Raw genomic sequence first — 20,248 nt, 5'->3', positions numbered from 1 at the left:
GGGTCAGAGCCAGATGCGAATGCCAGCCACCCAGCGTCGATCGGTGACGCGGCGCCCGTCGGCCCGGGCCAGGTCGGCCGTGCCGCCGGTGAGATGCTCCCAGGCGATGCCGACGTAAGGCGCGACGCTGCGGCGGATCTCGTAGCGCAGGCGCAGGCCGCCCTCGACGCGCGAGACGCCGGCTCGGATACCCCTGGCGGGATCGTCCTTACCGTACGCCTGGGCCTCCAGCTCCGGTTGCAGCACGAGACGTTGCGTAAGCAGCAGTTCGTATTCCACGCGCACGCGCGCCGCCGTGCGGCCCTGCGAGCCGGCGTAGGCGGTGGCTTCCACCTCGAACCAGTACGGTGCCAGCCCTTGCACGCCGACCGCGGCCCAGGTGCGTTTCGGCCCCTGGCCGATATCGCGCCGCACACCGATCTGCGTGTCCCAGAACGGGGCCACCGCATGGCTCCAGAAAAGCTCCGCGTCGCCGTCGTGCGGACGTCCGCCCTCCCGCTCGCCTTCGCTTCGCAGCCACACCTTGTCCGTGTCGTTGCCGTACCAGCCCTCGGCTTCCCACGACTGGCCATGGCCGCCCTTGCCCGCGAAAGACTCCAGGCGGTCGAGCAGCAACATGCCCGAAGGCGCCGTATCGTCCATGTCCATCATGTGCATGTCGTGCATGGACGACGGCGGCACGCCGTCGGACCAATCGCCGCTGCGGGCCTGTTCCGGCGCATCGCCGCCCTGCATCGGCCCCATCGTCATGCCGTCGCCGTGGTGGCTGCCCATGTCGTGCTGCATGTGCGCGTCCTGTGCGGCGGCAAGGCCCGGCAGCAGCGCGAACAGAAGGAGTGCGGGCGCTCTCACGACACCACCACTTCGCGGAACATGCCCGCTTCCATGTGGTACAGCATGTGGCAATGGAAGGCCCAGCGCCCGGGATTGTCGGCGGTTACCGCGTAACTCACCTGCTGCGCGGGCTGCACGTTCACGGTGTGCTTGCGCACCTGGAAGCTACCGTCGGGCGCTTCCACCTCGCTCCACATGCCATGCAGATGGATGGGGTGGTTCATCATGGTGTCGTTGACAAGGCGGATGCGCAGGCGCTCGTCCCGACGGAAGTGCACGGGTTTCGCCTGCGAGAATTTCAGGCCGTCGAACGACCAGGCGAAACGCTCCATGTTGCCCGTCAGGTGCAGCTCGATGGTTCGGCCGGGTTCCCGCGGATCGAGTGGGCCCCCTTCGGTGCGAAGGTCGGCATACGTGAGCACGCGATGCGTGCGCTCGCGCAGGCCGGCGCCCGGGTCGTTCAGCGACGTGCGCGGCATGTCCACGCGCATGTCCACGCCCGGGCCGTATTCCGTGCGCGCGTGGCTGGCCATCGTCATGCCGCCGCCGGAAGCGGCGTCGTCACCCATGGCCCCCATCATGTCGCGCATCGCGAGGCGCGGCGGCGGATCGAGGGGCGGCACGGCTGCCGACATACCGGAGCGCGGCGCCAGCGTGGCCCGCGCATAGCCGGAGCGATCGATGGACTGCGCAAAGATCGTATAGGCGCGATCGTCGCGCGGTTCGACCAGCACGTCGTAAGTCTCGGCGGCGGACATGCGCAGCTCGTCGACCTCCACCGGCACCACGTCCTGCCCATCGGCGGCGATCACGCGCATGCGCAATCCGGGAATGCGCAGGTCGAAGATGGAGTTCGACGAGCCGTTGATGAGGCGAAGGCGAACGCGTTCGCCGGGACGGAACAACCCGGTCCAATTGCCGGCTGGCGTGACCCCGTTGACAAGATAGGTATACGTCGCCGCCGAGACGTCGGCGAGGTCACTGCGATCCATGCGCATGTCGTTCCACATGCGCCGCATCGCCATCGCGTCGGCGAACCCCTTGGCGCGTGCATCGCGCAGGAACTCGGCGAAGGTGGGGCGGCCCCTCTTGTACAGACCGCCGCGTGCGCGCAGGTTCGCGTAGATGCGCTCCGGATCCTCGTCGCTCCAGTCGCTGAAGAGGATGACGTGCTCACGATCGGCAGCATGGCGTTCGCCGTCCTTCGGCTCAATGACGATCGCACCGTAGAGCCCGCTTTGTTCCTGGAAGCGGCTGTGCGCGTGGTACCAGTACGTGCCCGCCTGGCGCACCGGGAACCGGTAGGTGAACGACCCGCCGGCCGGTATGCCGTCGAAGCTGAGGCCGGGTACGCCGTCCTGGTTCGCGGGAACGATAAGTCCGTGCCAATGGATCGACGATGCCACGTCCAGTTCGTTGCGCACTGTCACACTGGCGAGCTGGCCTTCCTTGAGGCGAAGGACCGGGCCCGGGACACCACCGTCGACCGTCACCGCGCTGCGCGCGCGGCCGGTGAAGTCGACCGCCGCACGACGAATGCCAAGACCGATATCCGGGCCCGACACCTCGTGCATCGAACGCGTGGCCTCGGTGGCGATGGCCGGCCGCACCACACCGAAGCCGACGCCCACGCCGGCGACGGCCAGGCCCTGAACGAAGCGCCGACGAGGCAGATTGACGGAAAGCGGGTCGAAGGGGTGCATCGTGCGTGTATCCGAGTGTCCAGGCACGAGCGTAGGAGCCTGCGCCGCGCACGACAACTCTGGACAAGGCTCCGCAAAGGCGGGTGGCATGCCACCCGCCTCGCCGCACTCAGTGGGCGATGCTTCCCGCGCAGTCGTCGATGTCCACGAAGGCCTTCTTCAGATCCGGTTGGGTGCCAGTCGTACTCGAGTCGCCCCCGGCCAGGTGCGTGCCGCTCGCATTAAGCAGGGAACGAACGCCGGTGGAGGAAAGCGCGAGATTCCTGGCGCGCGCATAACCCAGCAGGCTCGCCGCGGCGCCCGCGACGATGGCGCCTGCCGCGGGAGTGCCCGCGTGAGTGGCGGTATAACCCGCCATGTCGGACCCTTCGGCGTCCTGCGATTTTCCTGCCGTGGTGAATACGTCGCCGCAACTCCAACTGGCGCTGTCGATGCGCGCGCCGAAGTTGCTGGAAGGCGAGCGCCTCGCGTCCATCGCGCAAAGGCCCGCGACCAGAATGGCCCCGGAATCCCGGCGTCTCCTGTCGAACCGGCCGCCCAGGCCCGGATGGTCGAGGTCGATGCCGCTGTCTCCCGCGCTTTCGACGACGACGATGCCGCGATCGGTCAGGTCCTTGATGGCATCGAACCAGGCGGGCATGAATTCGACGGGAAGCATGCAGTTTGTGGCGCAGCCGGCGATTGGCCCCGAAGCGGCGGCGAACGCCGTTACCAGTACGTCGCCGGGCTTCAGGTACTCGCGGAGTTCGACGAAGTTGCCGACGTCGGACGAGGCATGGGCAAGCGCGGCGCGGCTGACGATGCCCTTGATGCCGAAGCCGTTGTCGATCGCGGCGAGAATGCCGGCGGTGGCCGTGTTGTTGTGATCGATACGGTAATCGCCAAAGTTGCGCACCGAGCGGGGAAGGTCGGGATGGGTCGGGTCCCAGGCACCGGGCTCCATGGTGACCATGGTGACTCCCTCGCCGTTGCCCCCAGGCAGCCGGGCGGCGTAGTGGGTGTCGATGCCACCGAGCATGTAGATGCCGTTACTGGCATCCGCGGGATAGAGATAGAACTGCCGGAACGTGTGATCGTGCAGGACTCCGGCCGGCCGCGGCTCGAGCGACCTTCCCGAACGGCCCGCAGCGGTATCGGGCATGCCCGGCACCACCGGCGAGAGATCGGGGTACGCGAGTTCGACATCGCTCCGCTGCGCGAGGGCGGCCACGACACGATTCACGTATTGCCAGTCGGTCTGCTGGTCGTCCGGAATGGCGACGCGGAAGTAACGCCGGAGGCCATGCGGATCGAGCGGGTTGCCCGCCGACGCCGTGCGGAAGAGCGGGCCAATGTCCAGGTGCCGCAGCATCGGATCTGACGCCGCCTCGTCCTCGAAGCGAAGCTGCCGCCCCCGCCGTTCCGCCGCGCTTTCGCGAACCTTGAACACGACACTCGCATACGAACCGCCCGCCACGGCGAGGAATTCCGAACCACCGGCATGCACCGAAGCGCGCACCGTTTCCGATGCACGCGAAGCCAGGAAAGGACACATCATTTCCTGTGGTTTGACGCGGGCGTCGGCCAGTTCGACCACGGCCTGCACGTGCCCGTCGTAGCCTGCACCGGCCAGCGTGCCGGTGTGGAGTTCGCCCCCGCTCGTGACCGGGCCGGTGACAACCAGTTCCACCTTGGCGCCCCCGAGGTGGGAGTGGTAGAGGTGCCCGACGTATGTGGATTCCGGCGCTGAAAAATAGGAGCCACCGCCGTAGTCGAACGAAATGCGAATGCCTATCCCGGGCACGTTGGTCTCGTAAATGCCGCCTCCGATGTCGCTGGGCGTCTTGAAAAGGTTGAGGATCGAGGTACGGGTGGGGAACGGACAACGGATGGCGTACGACAGACGGGGCGTGGACCTGCGCTCTGCCAGCACAGTGCCGGGTTCAGCGTCGGCGGGCACCGTGACCAGTCCGAACGACACTTTTTGCGGTGCGCCCTGCGATGGATGGAACAGACATCCTTTGGCATACACGGGGCTGGTGAGCAGGAAGAGCGGAAGCAACAGGGAAGAGCGTCTTGCGCGGCGGATTCGCATCGTCGTGGCCTTGTTCAGTGGGGCCGCTCACTGTGCCGCCAGGCGATCGGACGCCCTGTCGGCCTTTGCCCCAATGCGCGACGGGGCATGGCACAAAGGACCTTCGAAACGCCATGACCAGTATCGTCGGCACGGCGCGCCTCAGCGGTAGGCAACGTTCACCGTGATGTGCGCATTGGCCGAGCCTGGCGTCAGCGAGCGGCCCGTGGTGCGGTAGCGCGCACGAAACCCGCACACGTCGCAGTGAGGCCACACGCGCAGTTCCAACGGGCGGGGATCATTGGGAACGAGATGCGTGTCGAGATGGGCCGCGCGGAGTTCGACGGCCACCCCGCGCGCGGCGCCCGTACCGGCACCATCGAGCTTGAAGAGGCCGGGATCCGCGTCGTCGGGGGTGCCGGCGAAGGTCATGAGGAGGTGCGTGGCGCCAATGCATCCGGTGACGACGAGCTCCTGCGTGGCCCACCGGCTGCGCCCTTCTTTAGCGAGGGTGCCGCCGTCGACCTGGCCGAGGTCGAACAGCAGGCTGCGGGCAAGGAATGTACAGGTGGGGCGCTGAGGTTCGATGCGGGTATCGGCCAGGTCCAACGTGACCAAGGGGCGGTTGTCGTAGCCCGCGCTGGCGATCCGGCCGGGGGTGACGGTTCCCCCGGCGTCGATGGGCCCCGTCTTGACCAACTCCACCGAGAACGAGGCATTGAGCATGGCGAGGTCGGGCTTCGGCCCCAGCGGCGGGGCCTGGTAGGTGTCGGTGAACGGGAGCAGGTATTCGCCCACGTGATAGCGAAAGCGGATGCGCAGCCCCACGCCGGGAACGTTGGTGGCGTACACACCGCTGCCCAGGGCCGCTCCGGCGAAGGCGCCCAGGGTGAACGTGCGCGTGTATTTCGCGCAGAACTGGTACTGGGACGACGACCAGGGTTCGCTACGGCGCGTGGCCAACACCTGGCCCACCGGCGCATCGGTGGGTGCCTGGACGACGCCGAACGCAACGCGCTGTGGTCCGCCCTGCGCTGCCGGAAGCTTGCAGAGCGCGAGGGCGGAAGAGGGCGCGGACACCGCGAGAAGAAAGAGGGCCAAGGCCAGTGGACGACGGTATAGGAACATGGGCGCTTCCTGCGCGCGGGATTCCAGTTTGCCCGACGGGCCGCCGGCACCCCATACGATCCGTCTTAAAGTGCGATGACAGCCGACGCCAGCAGTCCACGGCGCGTTCACTCCGGGTCGCCAACCATCCCCGCATGAGCCTTCAGGACTATCGCCGTAAGCGAAATTTCGCCAGGACGCGCGAACCGGCGCCCGACGACTCCGTGCGCGAAGGCGGCCGCGCCATTTTCGTCGTGCAGTTGCACCACGCGTCGCGGCGCCATTTCGATTTCCGCCTGCAGGTCGGCGACGTGTTGCGCAGTTGGGCGGTTCCGAAGGGCCCCAGTTACGATCCGAAGGTGAAGCGGCTGGCGGTGGAGGTCGAGGACCATCCCGTGTCCTACGCCGATTTCGAAGGCGATATCGAAGAAGGCTATGGAAAGGGCCACGTGGATCTGTTCGACCGCGGCGTGTGGGCCACGCGTGGCGACCCCGAGGCGCAGATCCGCAAGGGGCACCTGGAATTCGAACTGTTTGGGAAGCGCCTGAAAGGGCGCTGGCACCTCGTCAGGGGGGGACGCAAGGAACGCCAGCCCACGTGGTTCCTGATCAAGGCCGAGGACGCTTACGCCGGCGACGTGGAAGCCGACGACCTGCTCGACGCGAAGATGCGCGAGAGCACGCGCCGCGCCGCGACCACTCCGAATCTCCGGGCCGCCGCGAAGAAGTCGACCTCCCGCAAGAAGGCGCCCCCCAAGACACGGCGGGTGCCGCTGGCCACGTTGACCAAGGCCGCCGCCGCGCTGAAAGGCGCGCGCAAGGCGAAACCGGACAACGGGTTCTTTCCGCCCCAGCTGGCACGCCTGCGCGACACGCCGCCACAAGGCGACGGCTGGGTGCACGAGGTGAAATGGGACGGCTATCGCATCCTTACCGGCATCGCCGGCGGCAAGGCGCTGCTGTGGTCGCGCAATGCCCTGCCATGGAACGAGCGCGCTCCGGAGATCGCGCAGGCGGTGGAGGCGCTGGGCCTGGACAGCGCGCGCCTCGATGGTGAACTGATCGCCCTCGATGCGGAGGGTCGCAGCGACTTCAATGCCCTGCAACGCACGCTCTCCGGCGAAGCGCAGGCACCCCTGGTGTACATGCTGTTCGACATTCCCTATCTGCAAGGGTACGACCTCTCCCGCACTGCGCTCGTGGAGCGAAAGGCGTTGCTCGAACGCCTGCTGGCGCACGCGCCACCGCACCTCTCGTACAGCTCGCACCAGGTGGGCCATGGGGACGAGGTATTCGCCATGGCGATGGAGCAGAAACTCGAAGGCATCATCTCCAAGCGCGCAGAGGGCGCTTATCACAGCGGCCGCGGCGACGACTGGCAGAAGATCAAGCGGCTGGAAAGCGACGAGTTCGCGGTGGTCGGCTACACCCCGGCGAAGGGCTCGCGCCTCTCCTTCGGCTCCCTCCTGCTGGCCAAACCCGGCAAGGCCGGCCGCTGGACCTATGTGGGGCGCGTCGGTACCGGCTTCACCGACGAGATGCTGCGCGAACTGGCGAAAACGCTGGCCAAGGGCGGCACGAAGAAACCCCCAGTGCACATCGATGCGGTGGACCCGATGCTGCGCGGCGCACTGTGGGTGCCGCCGACCGTCGTGGCCGAGGTGTATTACCGGGGCATCGGCAACAAGGATCTGCTGCGGCAGCCCAGCCTGAAGACGCTGCGCGTGGACAAGTCGCCTGCCGACCTGCGCGATTCCGACCGCGCGCCCGCCGCACCCCCCGCGAAGAAACCGCGGGGCACGCGAAAAGCTTCGTCGAAAGCCGGCGCCAAGGCCGTCACGGCCGATGCGATCGTCATCACGCATCCCGACCGCGTGGTCTTTCCGGACGACGGCATCACCAAGCAGGAGGTCGTGGATTACTACCGGGCCGTGATGCCGTGGATGCTCCCGGCCATCGCCGACCGGCCCACCTCGACCATTCGCTGTCCCGGAGGCATTGGCGCGCCCTGTTTCTTCCAGAAGCATGTCATGGCCGGCCTCGAACACGTGGGCACCGCGAAACTGAAGGAAGAGACCGGCGCCCAAGCGGTATACCTTTATCCGCGCGACGAGGCAGGCCTGATCGAACTGGTGCAGTTCGGAGCCGTGGAATTCCATCCCTGGGGTTCGCACGTGGATGCACCGGATATCGCGGATCGCGTGGTGTTCGACCTCGACCCGGGCGACGACGTGGCGTGGCCGCGGGTGGTGGCCGCCGCACGCATGGTCCGTGGCTTTCTGGACCAGTTGGGTCTCGTGTCCTTCGTACGCACAACGGGTGGCAAGGGGTTGCATGTGGTCGTGCCGCTGAACCCCGGTGCCGACTGGGACACCGTGAAGACCTTCGCCCGTGGCTTCGCCGAGGCGATGGCCGCGCTGCATCCGCTGGAATTCGTCGCGACCGCCACGAAGCGCTTCCGCCGCGGCAAGATCTACGTGGATTACCTGCGCAACGGGCGCGGAGCCACGGCCGTGGCTTCCTATTCGCTACGCTCGCGCCCCGGCGCGCCGGTGGCCGTCCCGTTGCGCTGGGAAGAGCTGGGGAAGGTGAAGTCCGGCAACGCCTTCGATCTGCACAGCGTGCCGAAGCGCCTCGCCCGCCTGAAGAAGGATCCGTGGGACGGCATCGACAAGGTGAAACAGAACCTGGCATCGGTGAACGCGAAACTACGAAAACTCTGAAACGCGACCACCTGGCGAAGATACACAGGCTTCGCCTGTACACTGGGCGCTTCGCCGACCGGCCTGAAACCATGCTCGCTTCCCTGCCCACCTTCCTGCGCGTCCCCCTCGTCTGCGTCCTGCTCCTGGTCAGCACCTTGCTGCACGTGCTGCCGTTGTTCGCGCTGGCCCTGCTGCGGCTGATCCTCCCGATCGCCCCGGTGCAGCGGGCGATCGGTGCGCTGCTGGTGCGGATCGCGGAAAGCTGGCTCGGCATCAACGGCAGGATGTTCGACCTCTTCACCCGCACGCGCTGGGTCGTCGAGGGCGTCGAAGGTCTGGATCTGCACGAAAACTTTCTCGTCGTCTGCAACCACCAGAGTTGGGTCGACATCCCCGCCCTGCAGAAGGTGTTCAATCGGCGCATTCCATTCATGCGCTTCTTCCTGAAGAGCGAGCTGATCTGGGTGCCCTTGCTGGGGCCGGCCTGGTGGGCGCTGGACTTCCCCTTCATGAAACGGCACTCGCGCCAGGAACTGGAAGCGCGGCCGGAATTGCGCGGCAAGGACCGCGAGGCGACGCGCCGGGCCTGCGAAAAGTTCCGGCATCTCCCGGTATCGATCATGAACTTCACCGAGGGCACGCGCTTCACCCAGGCGAAGCACGACGCGCAGAAGTCGCCTTACACGCACCTGCTGCGACCGAAGGCCGGCGGCGTGGCGTTCGTGATCGATGCCATGGGCGACGCGATCCGGGACGTCCTCGACGTGACCATCGTGTACCCGGACGGCCCGGGCACCGCGATGGACATGCTGGCCGGGCGGATCCGCGAGGTGCGCATCCATGCGCGCCGACTTCCCATCACGTCATCGTTGCGCGGCGACTATGACAACGACCCCCAGTTCCGCGAGCGGTTCCAGGCCTGGGTGAACGAACTCTGGGCCGAGAAGGATGCGCGCATCGCGACCATGCTGGCGTCGGAAACGCGAACCCAGGCCCGTGGCGCCGTCACATTGCCGTGACATTCGTGAAGTCAGTCACACTTGTTCAAACACACATTATCGTTGTCATTCTTCCCTTGCTATAACCCATGAGCGCCTTCGCGCGCGCAGGCACGTCAACGAACGCACTCACCGGCATGCTTTGACCAGGGGAAGCAGTACGCATGGACACGTATCCATCGGACCCGCCCGGACGATCGGGCACATTCGCGGTGACAACACCATGCGCTCGGTCGAGGCGACGCATATCGTTCCTCGATCCCCCGCCCTGCGTCGGCTCCAGCCCCTGATCGCAACCTCCCACGCCTCATCCAGCTCACGCGGCTGATGCCTCGCTGCGCCTGACGATCGCGTAAGCGCCACCCCGGAACGACATTCCACGGCTTTCATCCGCCGCGTGGCTTCGCTGCGCGCGTGCGGTGCTGCGCCCGTCTGCCGCTTCGGTTGAACCATCCCGTGCATCTCCCCCTCAGCAACAGGAAGAAGGTATGAACAAGATCTACAGCAAGATCTGGAGCCGCGCACTGAACCAGCTGGTCGTGGCCTCGGAATTCGCCGGCCGCCCACGCGGTGGCGCCACCGGACAGACGGGACGCCGTCGTCGCCAGCGCACGTTCGTGCTAGGAGTGCTGGCTGCCATGGGCGGATTTTCGTGGACGATCGCAGCGCACGCGCAGACGGCCAATTGCCTTCCGGCTCCTTACAACGCTTATAGCGGCACGGTGTCGTGCGTGGGCTACAACGCGCAAGCTTCCGGCGGCAACGGCGCCATGGCGCTCGGCGCGTCGTCGACCGCCAGCGCCGGCGGAACCGTCGCCGTCGGCTACTTCGCGAATGCCAGCAACGTCAATGCCATTGCCACCGGTTTCAACTCCCGCGCTACCGGGGTCAATGCCATCAACATCGGTGCGACCACCGGCAGCACCACCGGCGCGCTGGCCGACAGCGCCATCGCCATTGGAACGGACGTGACGGCGAACACCCAAGGCTCGATAGCCATGGGCGTCCAATCGCGAGCCGACACGGGTACCGCGATCGCCATCGGCGCTAGCGCTATCGGGTCCGGCCAGGGTGCGACCGGCATCGGCCTCGGCACCCAAAGCATCGGCACGCACGCCACTGCCGTGGGCTGGCAAGCCTACGCGACCGGCCTCAACGCGCTTTACCTGGGCGCACGCACAACGGGCGGCGCCACGTCGGAATCGGCTGTCGCTGTCGGCACGGATGTGACCGCATCGGGCCTCTACTCGATTGGCATGGGATTGCGAGCGCACGCGAGCGGTCCCAACACGGTGTCGATCGGCCGCGACTCGGCTGCCTACGGAAACAATTCCCTGGCGCAGGGTACACAGGCTGTCGCCGGTTCCAGCACCGACGGCACGATCAACAACGACATCGCCATCGGTAATACCGCCACGTCGACGGCCGGTAACGGCATCGCCATCGGCATGAGCGCCAGCTCGACAGGCGGCCGCAACACGGCCGTGGGCTACGGCGCCACAGCCAGCGGTGCCAGCGGCGCGACCGCACTCGGCATGAGCGCGCAAGCGACTTCCACCAACGGCACGGCGCTCGGTTCCGCCTCGCAGGCACTGGCGGCCTCGACAGTAGCGATCGGCGACACCAATACCGTCGCAGCCGCGGCAGGTGCCGGCTCGATGGCCGGGGGTCACAACTCGCAGGTACTCGGCGGCCTCGGCGCGATCGCCCTGGGCGAGCAGCAAACGGCCAGCGGCAACGGCGCGGTGGCGATCGGCGATCCGAATACCGCCATCGGCGACGGCGCCGTGGCGATGGGTTCCAACAACGTCGCGGCGGGCGATGCCGCGGGAACGACGGCGGCCAACGGTGCGGTCGCCATCGGCAACACCAATCAGGCGATCGGCCAGGGTTCGGTGGCACTGGGCAATGCCAGCAGGGCGCTGGCTGCGGGCTCGCTGGCCTTCGGCGATGGCGCCACGGCAAACAATGCAAGCGACGTGGCACTGGGCTCCGGCTCGACCACCGAAGCGGCGGTAGGTACCACGGGCGTCACCATCAACGGCACCGCCTACACCTTCGCGGGAACGGCACCGGGAAGCACGGTAAGCGTCGGTACCGGCGGTGCGGAGCGCACCCTCACCCACCTGGCCGCAGGCCGCATCGATGGCGGCAGCACCGATGCCATCAATGGATCTCAGCTGTTCGCGACCAACCAGGCGCTGGGGACGTTGAGCACAGGTGTGACCAACCTGGGCGATACGGTGACGAACCTCGGAAACACCATCGCCACGACAATCGGTGGCGGCACGACCTACGATCCGGGCACCGGCAACATCAGCACCAGCGTCACCTACGGCGGTAACACCTACAGTTCGCTGCAGCAGATCTTCAACCAGATCGGCGGCGACCTGGCCGCGAGCGCCGTGCATTACTACAGCGTCAACGACAACGGCGTGCAGGGTGGCAACTACGCCAACGATGGCGCGACCGGCCTCAACGCCATGGCAGCGGGCATAGGCGCCACTGCCGCCGCCGACAATGGCACAGCGTTGGGCCAGGGTACCGGGGTGTCCGTGCAGGGCGGCGTGGCGCTGGGTTCCGGCGCGGTGTCGGATCGCGCGATCGCACCATCATCCGGCTCGATCCTGGTAGGCACCAACGTCATTCCGTTCAACACCACCGATCGCAACCTGCTCGGTTCCGTCTCCTTGGGTAACGCCACGGACTTCCGCCAGATCACCAACGTGGCGGATGGCACGGAAGACCAGGACGCGGTGACGCTGCGTCAGTTGAAGGGTGCGATGAGCTCGTTCTCGGTCACGCCGATCCAGTACTTCCATGCCAATTCCACCGCCACCGACTCGGCGGCCATCGGTGCGGAATCGGTGGCGATCGGTCCGCAGACCACCGTGAACGGCGACAACGGTATCGGCATGGGTAACGGCGCCATCGTGCAACAGACTGCGCCGGGCGGCACGGCCATCGGTCAGAACGCGACAGTAAACCTCGCCGACGGCATCGCTCTGGGCACCAACGCCACCTCCAACGGCATCCAGGCGATCGCGTTGGGCACCGGCGCGGAGGCGGCCTTCGCGGGCAGCGTGGCGCTGGGTTCGGGTTCGAGCACGGATGCGGCCATCGGTACCGCCAGCGCCATGCTGGCCGGTGTGACCTACACCTTCGCTGGCGCAGCGCCGGGTTCCACCGTGAGCGTGGGCGCCCTGGGCGCGGAACGCACCATCACCAACGTGGCGGCGGGACGCATCAGCCAGACCAGCACCGATGCCATCAACGGGTCGCAGCTGTATGCCACGAACACCGCGGTAGACGCGCTGTATACCGCGTTCACTAACCTCAGCAACACGGTGAACAACCTGCCACCGCCGGGAAATGGCGGCACCACCGTCAACAATACCTACCAGAGCAGCGTGGACAACACGTCCTCCGCTTCCGCCGGCGGCAACAACAGCACGGCCATCGGCGCGGGATCCAGCGCCAGCGGCGACAACAGCGTGGCGATCGGCGCGGGGTCGGTCGCGGCGGGAAACAACACGGTGTCCGTGGGTTCGTCCGGCCATGAGCGTACGGTCACCAACGTGGCCGCCGGCGTGAACGGCACCGACGCGGTGAACGTGAGCCAGCTCGACCAGGCCATCGAGAGCGCGAAGAACTGGTCGAAGAGCTACGTGGACCAGCGCTTCCAGTCGGTGGACCACGATCTCAACCGCATCGGCAACCGTGCCAATGCGGGCGTGGCTTCGGCCATGGCGATGGCCAGTCTGCCGCAGGCCTACCAGCCGAACCAGAACTCGGCGGCCGTGGCGGTCGGCAGCTTCCACGGGGAAACCGGCGTCGCGGTGGGCATGTCCACCATCACCGAGAGCGGGCACTACGTGTTCAAGCTCAACGCCACCACGAACTCGCGCGGCGATGCCGGCGCGGGCGTGGGCGCGGCGGTGGTGTGGTGAGGGGCGTGACGATGAACAACATCCGAGGAGTCAAGAACATGCGTGCATCATTCAAGGGAATCGCCGCGCTGTCTCTCGCGCTGGCTTTGGCGGGCTGCGGCAACTACAGCCACGAGGTGGCGAAGGACGGCCGCTCCGCAGGGCAGCTGGCATGGCCTTCGCCGACGAACATGCCCTCGATGCACAAGGGCGGCACCTTTCCGAACCTGGACAATCTGCGCCAGGTGCGCTCCGGCCTCGACAAGCACCAGATCGCCGAACTGATCGGTTACCCGCACTTCGAGGAAGGCGTGTGGGGCGTGCGCGAATGGAACTACGTGCTCAACTTCCGCAAACCCGGCAGCGACGAGGTCACGGTGTGCCAGTACAAGATCCTCTTCGACGAGGACAAGTTGGCGCGCAGCTTCTACTGGACGCCGGAAGCGTGCTCGGCCTTCATGGAAGCGCCGACGCCGGCACCCGTCGCGGCTGCACCTGCCCCGTCGCCGCAACGCATCACCCTATCGGCGGATGCCCTGTTCGCCTTCGACAGGGCCGATCTGACCGACGGTGGCAAGGAAGCGGTGACGAACCTGGGCGCGAAGTTGCGTGAGCATATCGCCCAGACCCAAAGCATCCGTGTCACCGGCTACACCGACCGCCTCGGTAGCGACGCGTACAACCAGCAGCTCTCCGAACGCCGCGCCCGAGCGGTCATGGAAGCACTGGTAAGCGATGGCGTCCCCCGCACGAAGATCCTCGCGGAAGGCCTCGGCAAGAAGGACCCGGTAAAAGACTGCCCCGACGGCCCACGCAAGGCGGTGGTAGCCTGCCTGGCGCCCAACCGCCGAGTTGAAGTTCGCGTCGACTGACGTCGCGACCGGTAGGAGCGCGCAGGGCGCGCTCCTACCGCTTTTCTTCCGCCAGTTCCTCGGCGAGGCCTTCCCGGCCCGCTTCCGCATACGTCTTGCAGGTCTTGCCTTCGGCCTGCTCGGGATGGGGCGTGATGAGAACATCGCAGGGCAGCGCCGCCACACGGTCGAAGGTCTTGCGGAAGGCAGCCACGAAGTCCGGGTGGTCACTGTAGCGGTAAGTGCCGGCCGCGATCGCGGAGAGGCTATCCACGTAAGCGATCGACTTGCAGCGCGGGCCTTCGCACGACTCCCACGTCCACGCGGTGCCACCTGCGGTGTGCCCGGGCGTGATGTGTGCCGTCAGCCGAAGCGGCCCGACCTTCACGACGGTGCCATCGGCAATGTCGCCAATGGCATTCACCTTGGGATACAGGGGCACATCGCCATGCTGCGGGTCGCTCGGATCGTCGCCGCCCAGGCGAAGCTCCTTCGCACCTGCGACGGTGGCACGCACCGTTGCTCCGCTGTCTTTCGCGAGGCCGGCGATGCCGCCGGCATGATCGGAATGGGCATGCGAATTGAAAATGACCTTAATGTCTTCGACACGGAAGCCGAGCTTCCGGATGTTGGCTTCGATCTGGGGCACGTTCTCTTCGAGCGGCACATCGATCAGCACGTGACCTTGCGGAGAGGTCACGAGAATCGACGAAACGCCCTTTGTGCCCACGTAATACGTGTTGCCATAGATGACGTGCGGTTCGGTGGGCTGCGTCCAAGTTGCCTTATCGACAGCGGCGGCGGGCAGGGCGGCACAAGCGGCGAGGGCGAGCAGAGTCCGACGCATACGGTTTCTCCTTGGAAGGGCGGTCGAGGGTAACCGGCACACCGAGCCCGTCAAAGGACGCGTTTGTGGCTATTGCATGGCAGTCGACGAACGTCTGCGCGTGCGCGCTCGCCAGAACAGGAAGCCGGTGACCAGCAGGAAGGCAGGCAGCACGCCGGTCACACAGGCCGCGATGCGCCACGCCAAGCCACCCACCGCCGCGGAGTGGATCGGAAACAGCGCGTTGGCGAGGCGGCTGCCTGGGCCGAGCTTCGTCGCGTCGTCGCCGCCGATGACGGTGGCCGTCGCGGGATCGATCCACAACGAACTGCGGCCGGCGAGGTTCCATTCGCCGGGGCGGCGGATGCGCAGCACGAGTGTGCCGCTGCCCTTCGCAGGCAAGGTCAGGCGTGTCAGTTCGGCGTCGGGTGCGGCGGCATGTGCGGCGAGGAGCACCGCGGGCCAGTCGACCGCCGCTTGCGTCGCCGGCGTCTTCGGCGGGCGAGCTGGCGGCGCTTCGCCGAACGCGGCGGCGAGGCCGCTGCGTACCGCGCCGCGATACGCCATGGTCGTGCCGGTGCCGATCATCACGACGAGCAAGGGCAGGGCGGCCACGCCGATGAAACGATGCAGGCTCGCCCAGCGCAGTACGGGCGGATTCGCGTGCGGTTTCAGGTGTTTCAGTGCGCGCTGGCGGCCCGGCCAGTACAACCACACGCCGGAGAGGAGCATGAAAAGTCCTGCGCATGCCACCAAGCCGAGCACGGTTTCGCCCACGGCGCCCGAAAGGAGGTGCGTGTGCCAGTCGAGCAGGGTAAGCAACACGTCGCCGGACTTGCTCCGATGGACGAGCAGGCGACCGGTCTGCGCATCGAAGTAGCTGCGATCGCCGCCGCGTTCCAGGGCTTCCCAGACCGGCAGTTCGGCATCGGGGAACGAGAAGCCGCGCGCCTTCGCGCCGTCGGCCGAGGCGACAATCGCCTGCAACGCCCGGCCCTGCGTGGCCAGATCCGGCAGCGGGCGAGCCGCCAGTTCCGGATGCGCCGCGCGGAACAGCGGCGCCTCCCAGAGCAGCACGCTGCCGGTAAGGGCCACCAGCGCAAGCACGATACCCAGGCTGAGGCCGAGCCAAAGGTGCAGCGTCTTGAGTGCGGTACGTACGCGGCGCGGCCGTGGGCTCATGTCAGAAGTCCACGGAGGCCTGGACGAACCAGGTGCGGGGCATGCCCACGTAGATGCCGTCGTTGTTGTCGGTTGAACGGGTGAAATACCGCTGGTCGGCGAGGTTCTTCACGCCCACGCCGAGGCGCAGGTTCGACAGGGAGGGGCCGAAGGCGTATTCGGCACGGGCATTCCACGTGGTCCACCCCGGAATGTCGCCGAGATCGCCTTCGGGCGAGGGCTCGGTCACGTACTCCGTGGGGCGCGCGGGATCGAAGCTCGGCGAGCCAGGCGAATGCTGGCGCGACTGGGAAAACGCATCGAGGTTGAAGGTCCACGCCGCCACGCCATAACGCAGGCCGAGATTGGCCGTTCGCCGGGAATAGAACGGAAGGTCGCGGCCTTCGAACGAGCCATGGCGGTAGAACGCGTGGGTGTAGGTGGCGGTGCCCCAGAGCGTGAAACCCTGCAGTGCGTCGCTGAACGCCCCGAGGTCCACATGCGCCGCCGATTCCACACCCTTGTGCGTCGTGGCGCCGAGCGTCGTCCAGCCGTCGTACGAGTCGGGCACGCCCGGCAGTTTGCCTACCAGCTGCAATTCGTGGTCGAAGTTGATCCGGAACAGCGTGACTTCGCCGCCCCAGGCTTTCGTGTCGTAACGTGTGCCGATCTCATAGGTGCGCGCCGTCTCCGGCTTCAGCCCGGCGGCAAACTGGTTGGTCGAATCCTTCTGCCCGATCTGGAAATATTGCAGCGAACCGAACGAGGTTTCCGCATTCGCATAGAGCCTCAGCGCGTCCGTGACGTGGTAGATCACGTTGAGCGACGGCAGCGGTTTCGAATACGACTTCTGGCGCTCCGTCGGTCCCTTCACCACCACCGTCTTGCCGGGATGCGCCTGCCATTCGCTGTCGATCCGCTCGTAGCGGATGCCGGGCGTGATGGTCCAGTTGCCCGCATTGATGGTGTCGTCCACGTAGACCGCATGCGCCTCGTTGCTTCCGGTGTTGTTGCCCGACAGGACATACGGCCCGTCGTACGGGAAGCTGTCGTAAGGCGTGTAGGGCAGGTTGGACACGAACTTGTTGTTGCGCAGCGTGCGCTCGTGCATCGCCTCGCTGGTATAGCGGTAGCCCACGCCGATCTCGTGGGTCACCTGCCCCCAGTCGAACAGCTGCGAGTAGCGCGGTTCGATGGCGAAAACGTGATAGTTGCGCGGATAGGCATTCAACTGGTGCGTGTAGCTGCCGTTCGCGCCTTGCGTGATCGTTTCGATGTGGCTTCCGCGGAAGCTGTCCGAGTAATACGACTGCACTTCGAAGCTGCGGCGATCGTCCACATGGCTGTACTTCAGCACGTAGTCGGTGCGACGGCCGTGGAAGTCGTCGAACGGGCGGCGCGACTGGAACGGATCGGCGTCGTAGTCGGCCTGGGTCAGACCGCCGGGCATGCCGGCTTGCCCGTCGTAGTGGTGAATGCTGCCGGTGAGCGTGTCTTCGCTGGTGATGGCGTACTTCGCCTTGAGCATCACATCATCGATGCTCTCGTTGTCTTCGTGCTCGCGGAAGCCGGGGCCGTGCAGACCGTTGTAGAGGAGCGCCACGCCGAGGCCGTTGCTCGCGGTGCCCCCGAGGAACGCGTTCGTGTTGGTGCGAATGCCGCCATGCTCGGCTCCCTGGAACTGCACGCCGGCGCTACCACCGAAGGTTTCCGGAATCTCGCGCGTCACGAAGTTGATGATGCCGCCCACGTTCTGCGGCCCATAGCGCACAGAACCGCCGCCGCGTACCACGTCCACGGCCTCGATGTTGCCGAGGCCCACCGGCGCCATGGAAACCTGCGGTTGCCCGTACGGCGCCACGGCGATGGGCACGCCATCGAGCAGGATGGTGGAACGCGGCGAGAGGCGCGATGTGAGCCCACGCACGCCCACGTTCAGGGAGACGTCGCTGCCGCCCGTACCGTTGCTCTCCTGCACCTGCACGCCCGGAATGCGGCGCAGGGCGTCGCGGAGGTTGGTGGCGCCGGCCTCGCGCAGTTCCTCGCGGCGCACCACTGTGCGGGCGCCCGGATGGTCCACCACGGTGTTCCTGGCGGCGTCGCCGAGCCAGTCACCGACCACCTTCACCCCTTCGAGCTCCGCGGTGCGCGGCGGCGCGTCCTGTCCGAAGGCTGGCCCCATGGAAACGATGCCGGCGATAGCCAGGGCGAGAGCGGTGGGACGGGAACACATTGGATAGCGGCCTTGAACCTGGGCAAAGGCCGCTATCGTAAGTGCGAATGATTATCAGATCAAATACGTCATGCCTTCACGCGGGAAGGCCGCGTCAGGTCGGCCAGTGGTTGTGCAGAATGCACTGCACGAAGTCGGTGCGCCTGAACTGCGGGTCCTTGTGCGCCATCACGTCCGCCTTGACGTTGCCGAAAGTGGTCGCCGGCTTGTTGCGAATACCGTCGTAGAAAGCTCCGACGATGTCCTGCTTGAAGGAAGGGCCGCGCGGGTGCGCCTGTGCGACCTTCTCGCGATCGGCGTCCTGGACGTCCTCGAAACCCAGGCCGAGCACGTCCATCTCCACCCCCGCCGTCAGAAGCGCGATTTCCGGCTTCATGTACTGGGGAATGTTCGGCGTGGTGTGCAGGGCGATGGCCGTCCATACCGTGTCCACCTCCGCCTCGGATATCCCCTTGCGGCGCAGGAAATCCCGTGCCGTATCGGCGCCGTCCACTTCAAAGCGCCTGTCCTTGCTCGAATGCGCCGGAGTGAGGCCCATGTCGTGGAACATCGCCGCGGCATAGAGGAGCTCGGGGTCGTATCCGAGCCCTTTGGACTGGCCGGTCAAGGCGGCGAAAAAGTAAACGCGACGGGAGTGGTGGTACAGGAGGTCGCTTTCGGTATCCCTGACGAGTTCGGTGATTTCTCGGGCAAGGGCGCTGTCGGGAATGGCGATGCCGGCGACTTGTTCGATGATGTTCATGGTGGTGACCGTGCGGTGACGTTGGGTGCTGCCATTGAATCCCGCCTGCCCTATGGCGTTATTTGACGCAAAGTATCAATTACTGCCATCTTGCGCGACATGCGGACGCCTCTGTCCACCGTTGCCATCCTTGCCCCGCCCGGCGTCCAGATGCTGGACGTATCCGGCCCTGCGGATGTCTTCGCCGAAGCCAACCGGCAGAGCGGCCGCGAGGTCTACCGCGTCGTGACCGTCGGCACGGCGCCATTGGCGATCATGGCGTCCTCCGGTATGCGCTTCCTTCCCGACACCACGATCCGCCAGGAATTCGAGCGACTGGATACCCTGCTGGTGGCCGGTTCCCCCACCCTGGCCGACGCGGCGGTGGACCTCGGCGTCGTCGCCTGGCTGCAGCGTCAGGCCGCGCGGTCGCGCCGCTACGGATCCATATGCAGCGGCGCGCTGCTCTTCGCACGCACCGGACTCCTGGATGGACGCCGTGTCACCACACATTGGAAAGTGGCGGAGCTGCTCGCGGAACGGCATCCCTCCCTGCATGTGGAAGCCGATGCCTTCGTGGTGCGCGATGGCGCCGTCTGCACCGCTGCCGGAGTCACTGCCGGCATGGACCTGGCCATCGCACTTGTGGAGGAGGACCTCGGACGCGACATCGCGAAGGCGGTGGCTGCGGAGTTGGTGGTTTTCTACCGGCGTCCCGGCGGGCAGATGCAGTTCAGCCGGCATGGCGAGTCCGCGCCGGCCGGACGGAGCGCGCTCCAGGAGCTGCAGCGGTACGTGGCCTCGCATCCGGGGGAAAACCATTCGGTGGCGACGATGGCCGCGCGGGTCGGCCTGAGCCCCCGTCATTTCGCCCGAATCTTCCGCCAGGACGTGGGCATGACGCCCGCCGAATTCGTCGAGGCCATGCGCGTGGATGCGGCCCGCCGGCTGCTGGAAGAGGACCATGAAACGCCGAAGCGTGTGGCCGACCGCCTTGGCTATGCGAACGCCAATGGATTGCGCCGCGCGTTCCTGCGCCGCTTCGGTGTCACACCGGCGGATTACCGCAAGCGGCATTCGCACGCGCGCTTGTGACCAGGCATTCACTCCGGTTCGACCGCGCGCGG

Annotated in this window: 13 protein-coding genes; 5 read left to right on the top strand and 8 right to left on the bottom strand. The window is 66.6% G+C overall.

The genetic code is table 11. The features are described 5' to 3' along the window. Window positions 1–3: 3 nt before the first annotated feature. The 4 genes from FHS47_RS15585 to FHS47_RS15570 all read right to left on the bottom strand — a co-directional run bounded on the left by FHS47_RS15585 (window position 4) and on the right by FHS47_RS15570 (window position 5,718). On the bottom strand, window positions 4–852 hold the full coding sequence (locus FHS47_RS15585) for a copper resistance protein B (RefSeq protein ID WP_208382055.1): 849 nt from the start codon (window positions 850–852) through the stop codon (window positions 4–6). Then, on the bottom strand, window positions 849–2,537 hold the full coding sequence (locus tag FHS47_RS15580) for a copper resistance system multicopper oxidase (protein WP_167029898.1): 1,689 nt from the start codon (window positions 2,535–2,537) through the stop codon (window positions 849–851). The genes FHS47_RS15585 and FHS47_RS15580 overlap by 4 nt, the downstream gene beginning before the upstream one ends. A 109-nt stretch (window positions 2,538–2,646) precedes the next feature. Next, the gene (locus FHS47_RS15575; protein WP_167029896.1) at window positions 2,647–4,611 is read right to left on the bottom strand and encodes a S8 family serine peptidase; all 1,965 of its coding nucleotides are present in this window, start codon (window positions 4,609–4,611) and stop codon (window positions 2,647–2,649) included. A 141-nt stretch (window positions 4,612–4,752) separates the two neighbouring features. Then, window positions 4,753–5,718: a fimbrial protein gene (locus FHS47_RS15570; protein WP_167029894.1), complete on the bottom strand. Its 966-nt coding sequence runs from the start codon at window positions 5,716–5,718 to the stop codon at window positions 4,753–4,755. 134 nt (window positions 5,719–5,852) lie between these two features. On the opposite strand from FHS47_RS15570, the gene ligD reads away from it, so the two are divergent. The 4 genes from ligD to FHS47_RS15550 all read left to right on the top strand — a co-directional run bounded on the left by ligD (window position 5,853) and on the right by FHS47_RS15550 (window position 14,201). After that, on the top strand, window positions 5,853–8,420 hold the full coding sequence (gene ligD, locus FHS47_RS15565; RefSeq protein WP_167029891.1) for a DNA ligase D: 2,568 nt from the start codon (window positions 5,853–5,855) through the stop codon (window positions 8,418–8,420). A gap of 71 nt (window positions 8,421–8,491) precedes the next feature. Further along, window positions 8,492–9,421 carry an acyltransferase gene (locus FHS47_RS15560; RefSeq protein WP_167029889.1) on the top strand — a complete coding sequence of 310 codons (930 nt, stop codon included), beginning with the start codon at window positions 8,492–8,494 and terminating at the stop codon, window positions 9,419–9,421. 467 nt (window positions 9,422–9,888) lie between these two features. Then, entirely contained in the window at window positions 9,889–13,350 is a 3,462-nt protein-coding gene (locus FHS47_RS15555) for a YadA-like family protein (RefSeq protein WP_167029887.1), read from the top strand. Between the two features lie 38 nt (window positions 13,351–13,388). Beyond that, window positions 13,389–14,201 carry an OmpA family protein gene (locus FHS47_RS15550; RefSeq protein ID WP_167029884.1) on the top strand — a complete coding sequence of 271 codons (813 nt, stop codon included), beginning with the start codon at window positions 13,389–13,391 and terminating at the stop codon, window positions 14,199–14,201. A gap of 34 nt (window positions 14,202–14,235) precedes the next feature. On the opposite strand, the gene bla is transcribed toward FHS47_RS15550, so the two are convergent. The 4 genes from bla to FHS47_RS15530 all read right to left on the bottom strand — a co-directional run bounded on the left by bla (window position 14,236) and on the right by FHS47_RS15530 (window position 19,142). Continuing rightward, window positions 14,236–15,027, bottom strand: a complete 792-nt coding sequence (gene bla, locus FHS47_RS15545) for a subclass B3 metallo-beta-lactamase (RefSeq protein WP_167029882.1) — start codon at window positions 15,025–15,027, stop codon at window positions 14,236–14,238. 69 nt (window positions 15,028–15,096) lie between these two features. Further along, on the bottom strand, window positions 15,097–16,188 hold the full coding sequence (locus FHS47_RS15540; RefSeq protein WP_167029879.1) for a PepSY-associated TM helix domain-containing protein: 1,092 nt from the start codon (window positions 16,186–16,188) through the stop codon (window positions 15,097–15,099). A 1-nt stretch (window position 16,189) separates the two neighbouring features. Further along, a complete protein-coding gene (locus FHS47_RS15535; RefSeq protein ID WP_167029877.1) occupies window positions 16,190–18,400 on the bottom strand; it encodes a TonB-dependent siderophore receptor in 2,211 nt (736 codons plus the stop codon). 94 nt (window positions 18,401–18,494) lie between these two features. Then, a complete protein-coding gene (locus FHS47_RS15530; protein WP_208382054.1) occupies window positions 18,495–19,142 on the bottom strand; it encodes an HD domain-containing protein in 648 nt (215 codons plus the stop codon). A 99-nt stretch (window positions 19,143–19,241) separates the two neighbouring features. Between FHS47_RS15530 and FHS47_RS15525 the strand changes: the two genes are divergently transcribed. Continuing rightward, window positions 19,242–20,216: a helix-turn-helix domain-containing protein gene (locus FHS47_RS15525; protein WP_167029875.1), complete on the top strand. Its 975-nt coding sequence runs from the start codon at window positions 19,242–19,244 to the stop codon at window positions 20,214–20,216. The last annotated feature ends 32 nt before the right edge of the window (window positions 20,217–20,248 follow it).

Source organism: Luteibacter sp. SG786, from assembly GCF_011759605.1.
Taxonomy (GTDB): domain Bacteria; phylum Pseudomonadota; class Gammaproteobacteria; order Xanthomonadales; family Rhodanobacteraceae; genus Luteibacter.
This window is presented reverse-complemented; position numbering and strand designations above follow the sequence as displayed.

Coding starts and splice junctions, on each gene's coding strand:
- FHS47_RS15580 (WP_167029898.1), bottom strand. CDS start 2,537: ATGCACCCCTTCGACCCGCTTTCCGTCAATCTGCCTCGTCGGCGCTTC.
- FHS47_RS15530 (WP_208382054.1), bottom strand. CDS start 19,142: ATGAACATCATCGAACAAGTCGCCGGCATCGCCATTCCCGACAGCGCC.
- FHS47_RS15550 (WP_167029884.1), top strand. CDS start 13,389: ATGCGTGCATCATTCAAGGGAATCGCCGCGCTGTCTCTCGCGCTGGCT.
- FHS47_RS15535 (WP_167029877.1), bottom strand. CDS start 18,400: ATGTGTTCCCGTCCCACCGCTCTCGCCCTGGCTATCGCCGGCATCGTT.
- FHS47_RS15540 (WP_167029879.1), bottom strand. CDS start 16,188: ATGAGCCCACGGCCGCGCCGCGTACGTACCGCACTCAAGACGCTGCAC.
- bla (WP_167029882.1), bottom strand. CDS start 15,027: ATGCGTCGGACTCTGCTCGCCCTCGCCGCTTGTGCCGCCCTGCCCGCC.
- FHS47_RS15555 (WP_167029887.1), top strand. CDS start 9,889: ATGAACAAGATCTACAGCAAGATCTGGAGCCGCGCACTGAACCAGCTG.
- FHS47_RS15570 (WP_167029894.1), bottom strand. CDS start 5,718: ATGTTCCTATACCGTCGTCCACTGGCCTTGGCCCTCTTTCTTCTCGCG.
- FHS47_RS15575 (WP_167029896.1), bottom strand. CDS start 4,611: ATGCGAATCCGCCGCGCAAGACGCTCTTCCCTGTTGCTTCCGCTCTTC.
- ligD (WP_167029891.1), top strand. CDS start 5,853: ATGAGCCTTCAGGACTATCGCCGTAAGCGAAATTTCGCCAGGACGCGC.
- FHS47_RS15560 (WP_167029889.1), top strand. CDS start 8,492: ATGCTCGCTTCCCTGCCCACCTTCCTGCGCGTCCCCCTCGTCTGCGTC.
- FHS47_RS15525 (WP_167029875.1), top strand. CDS start 19,242: ATGCGGACGCCTCTGTCCACCGTTGCCATCCTTGCCCCGCCCGGCGTC.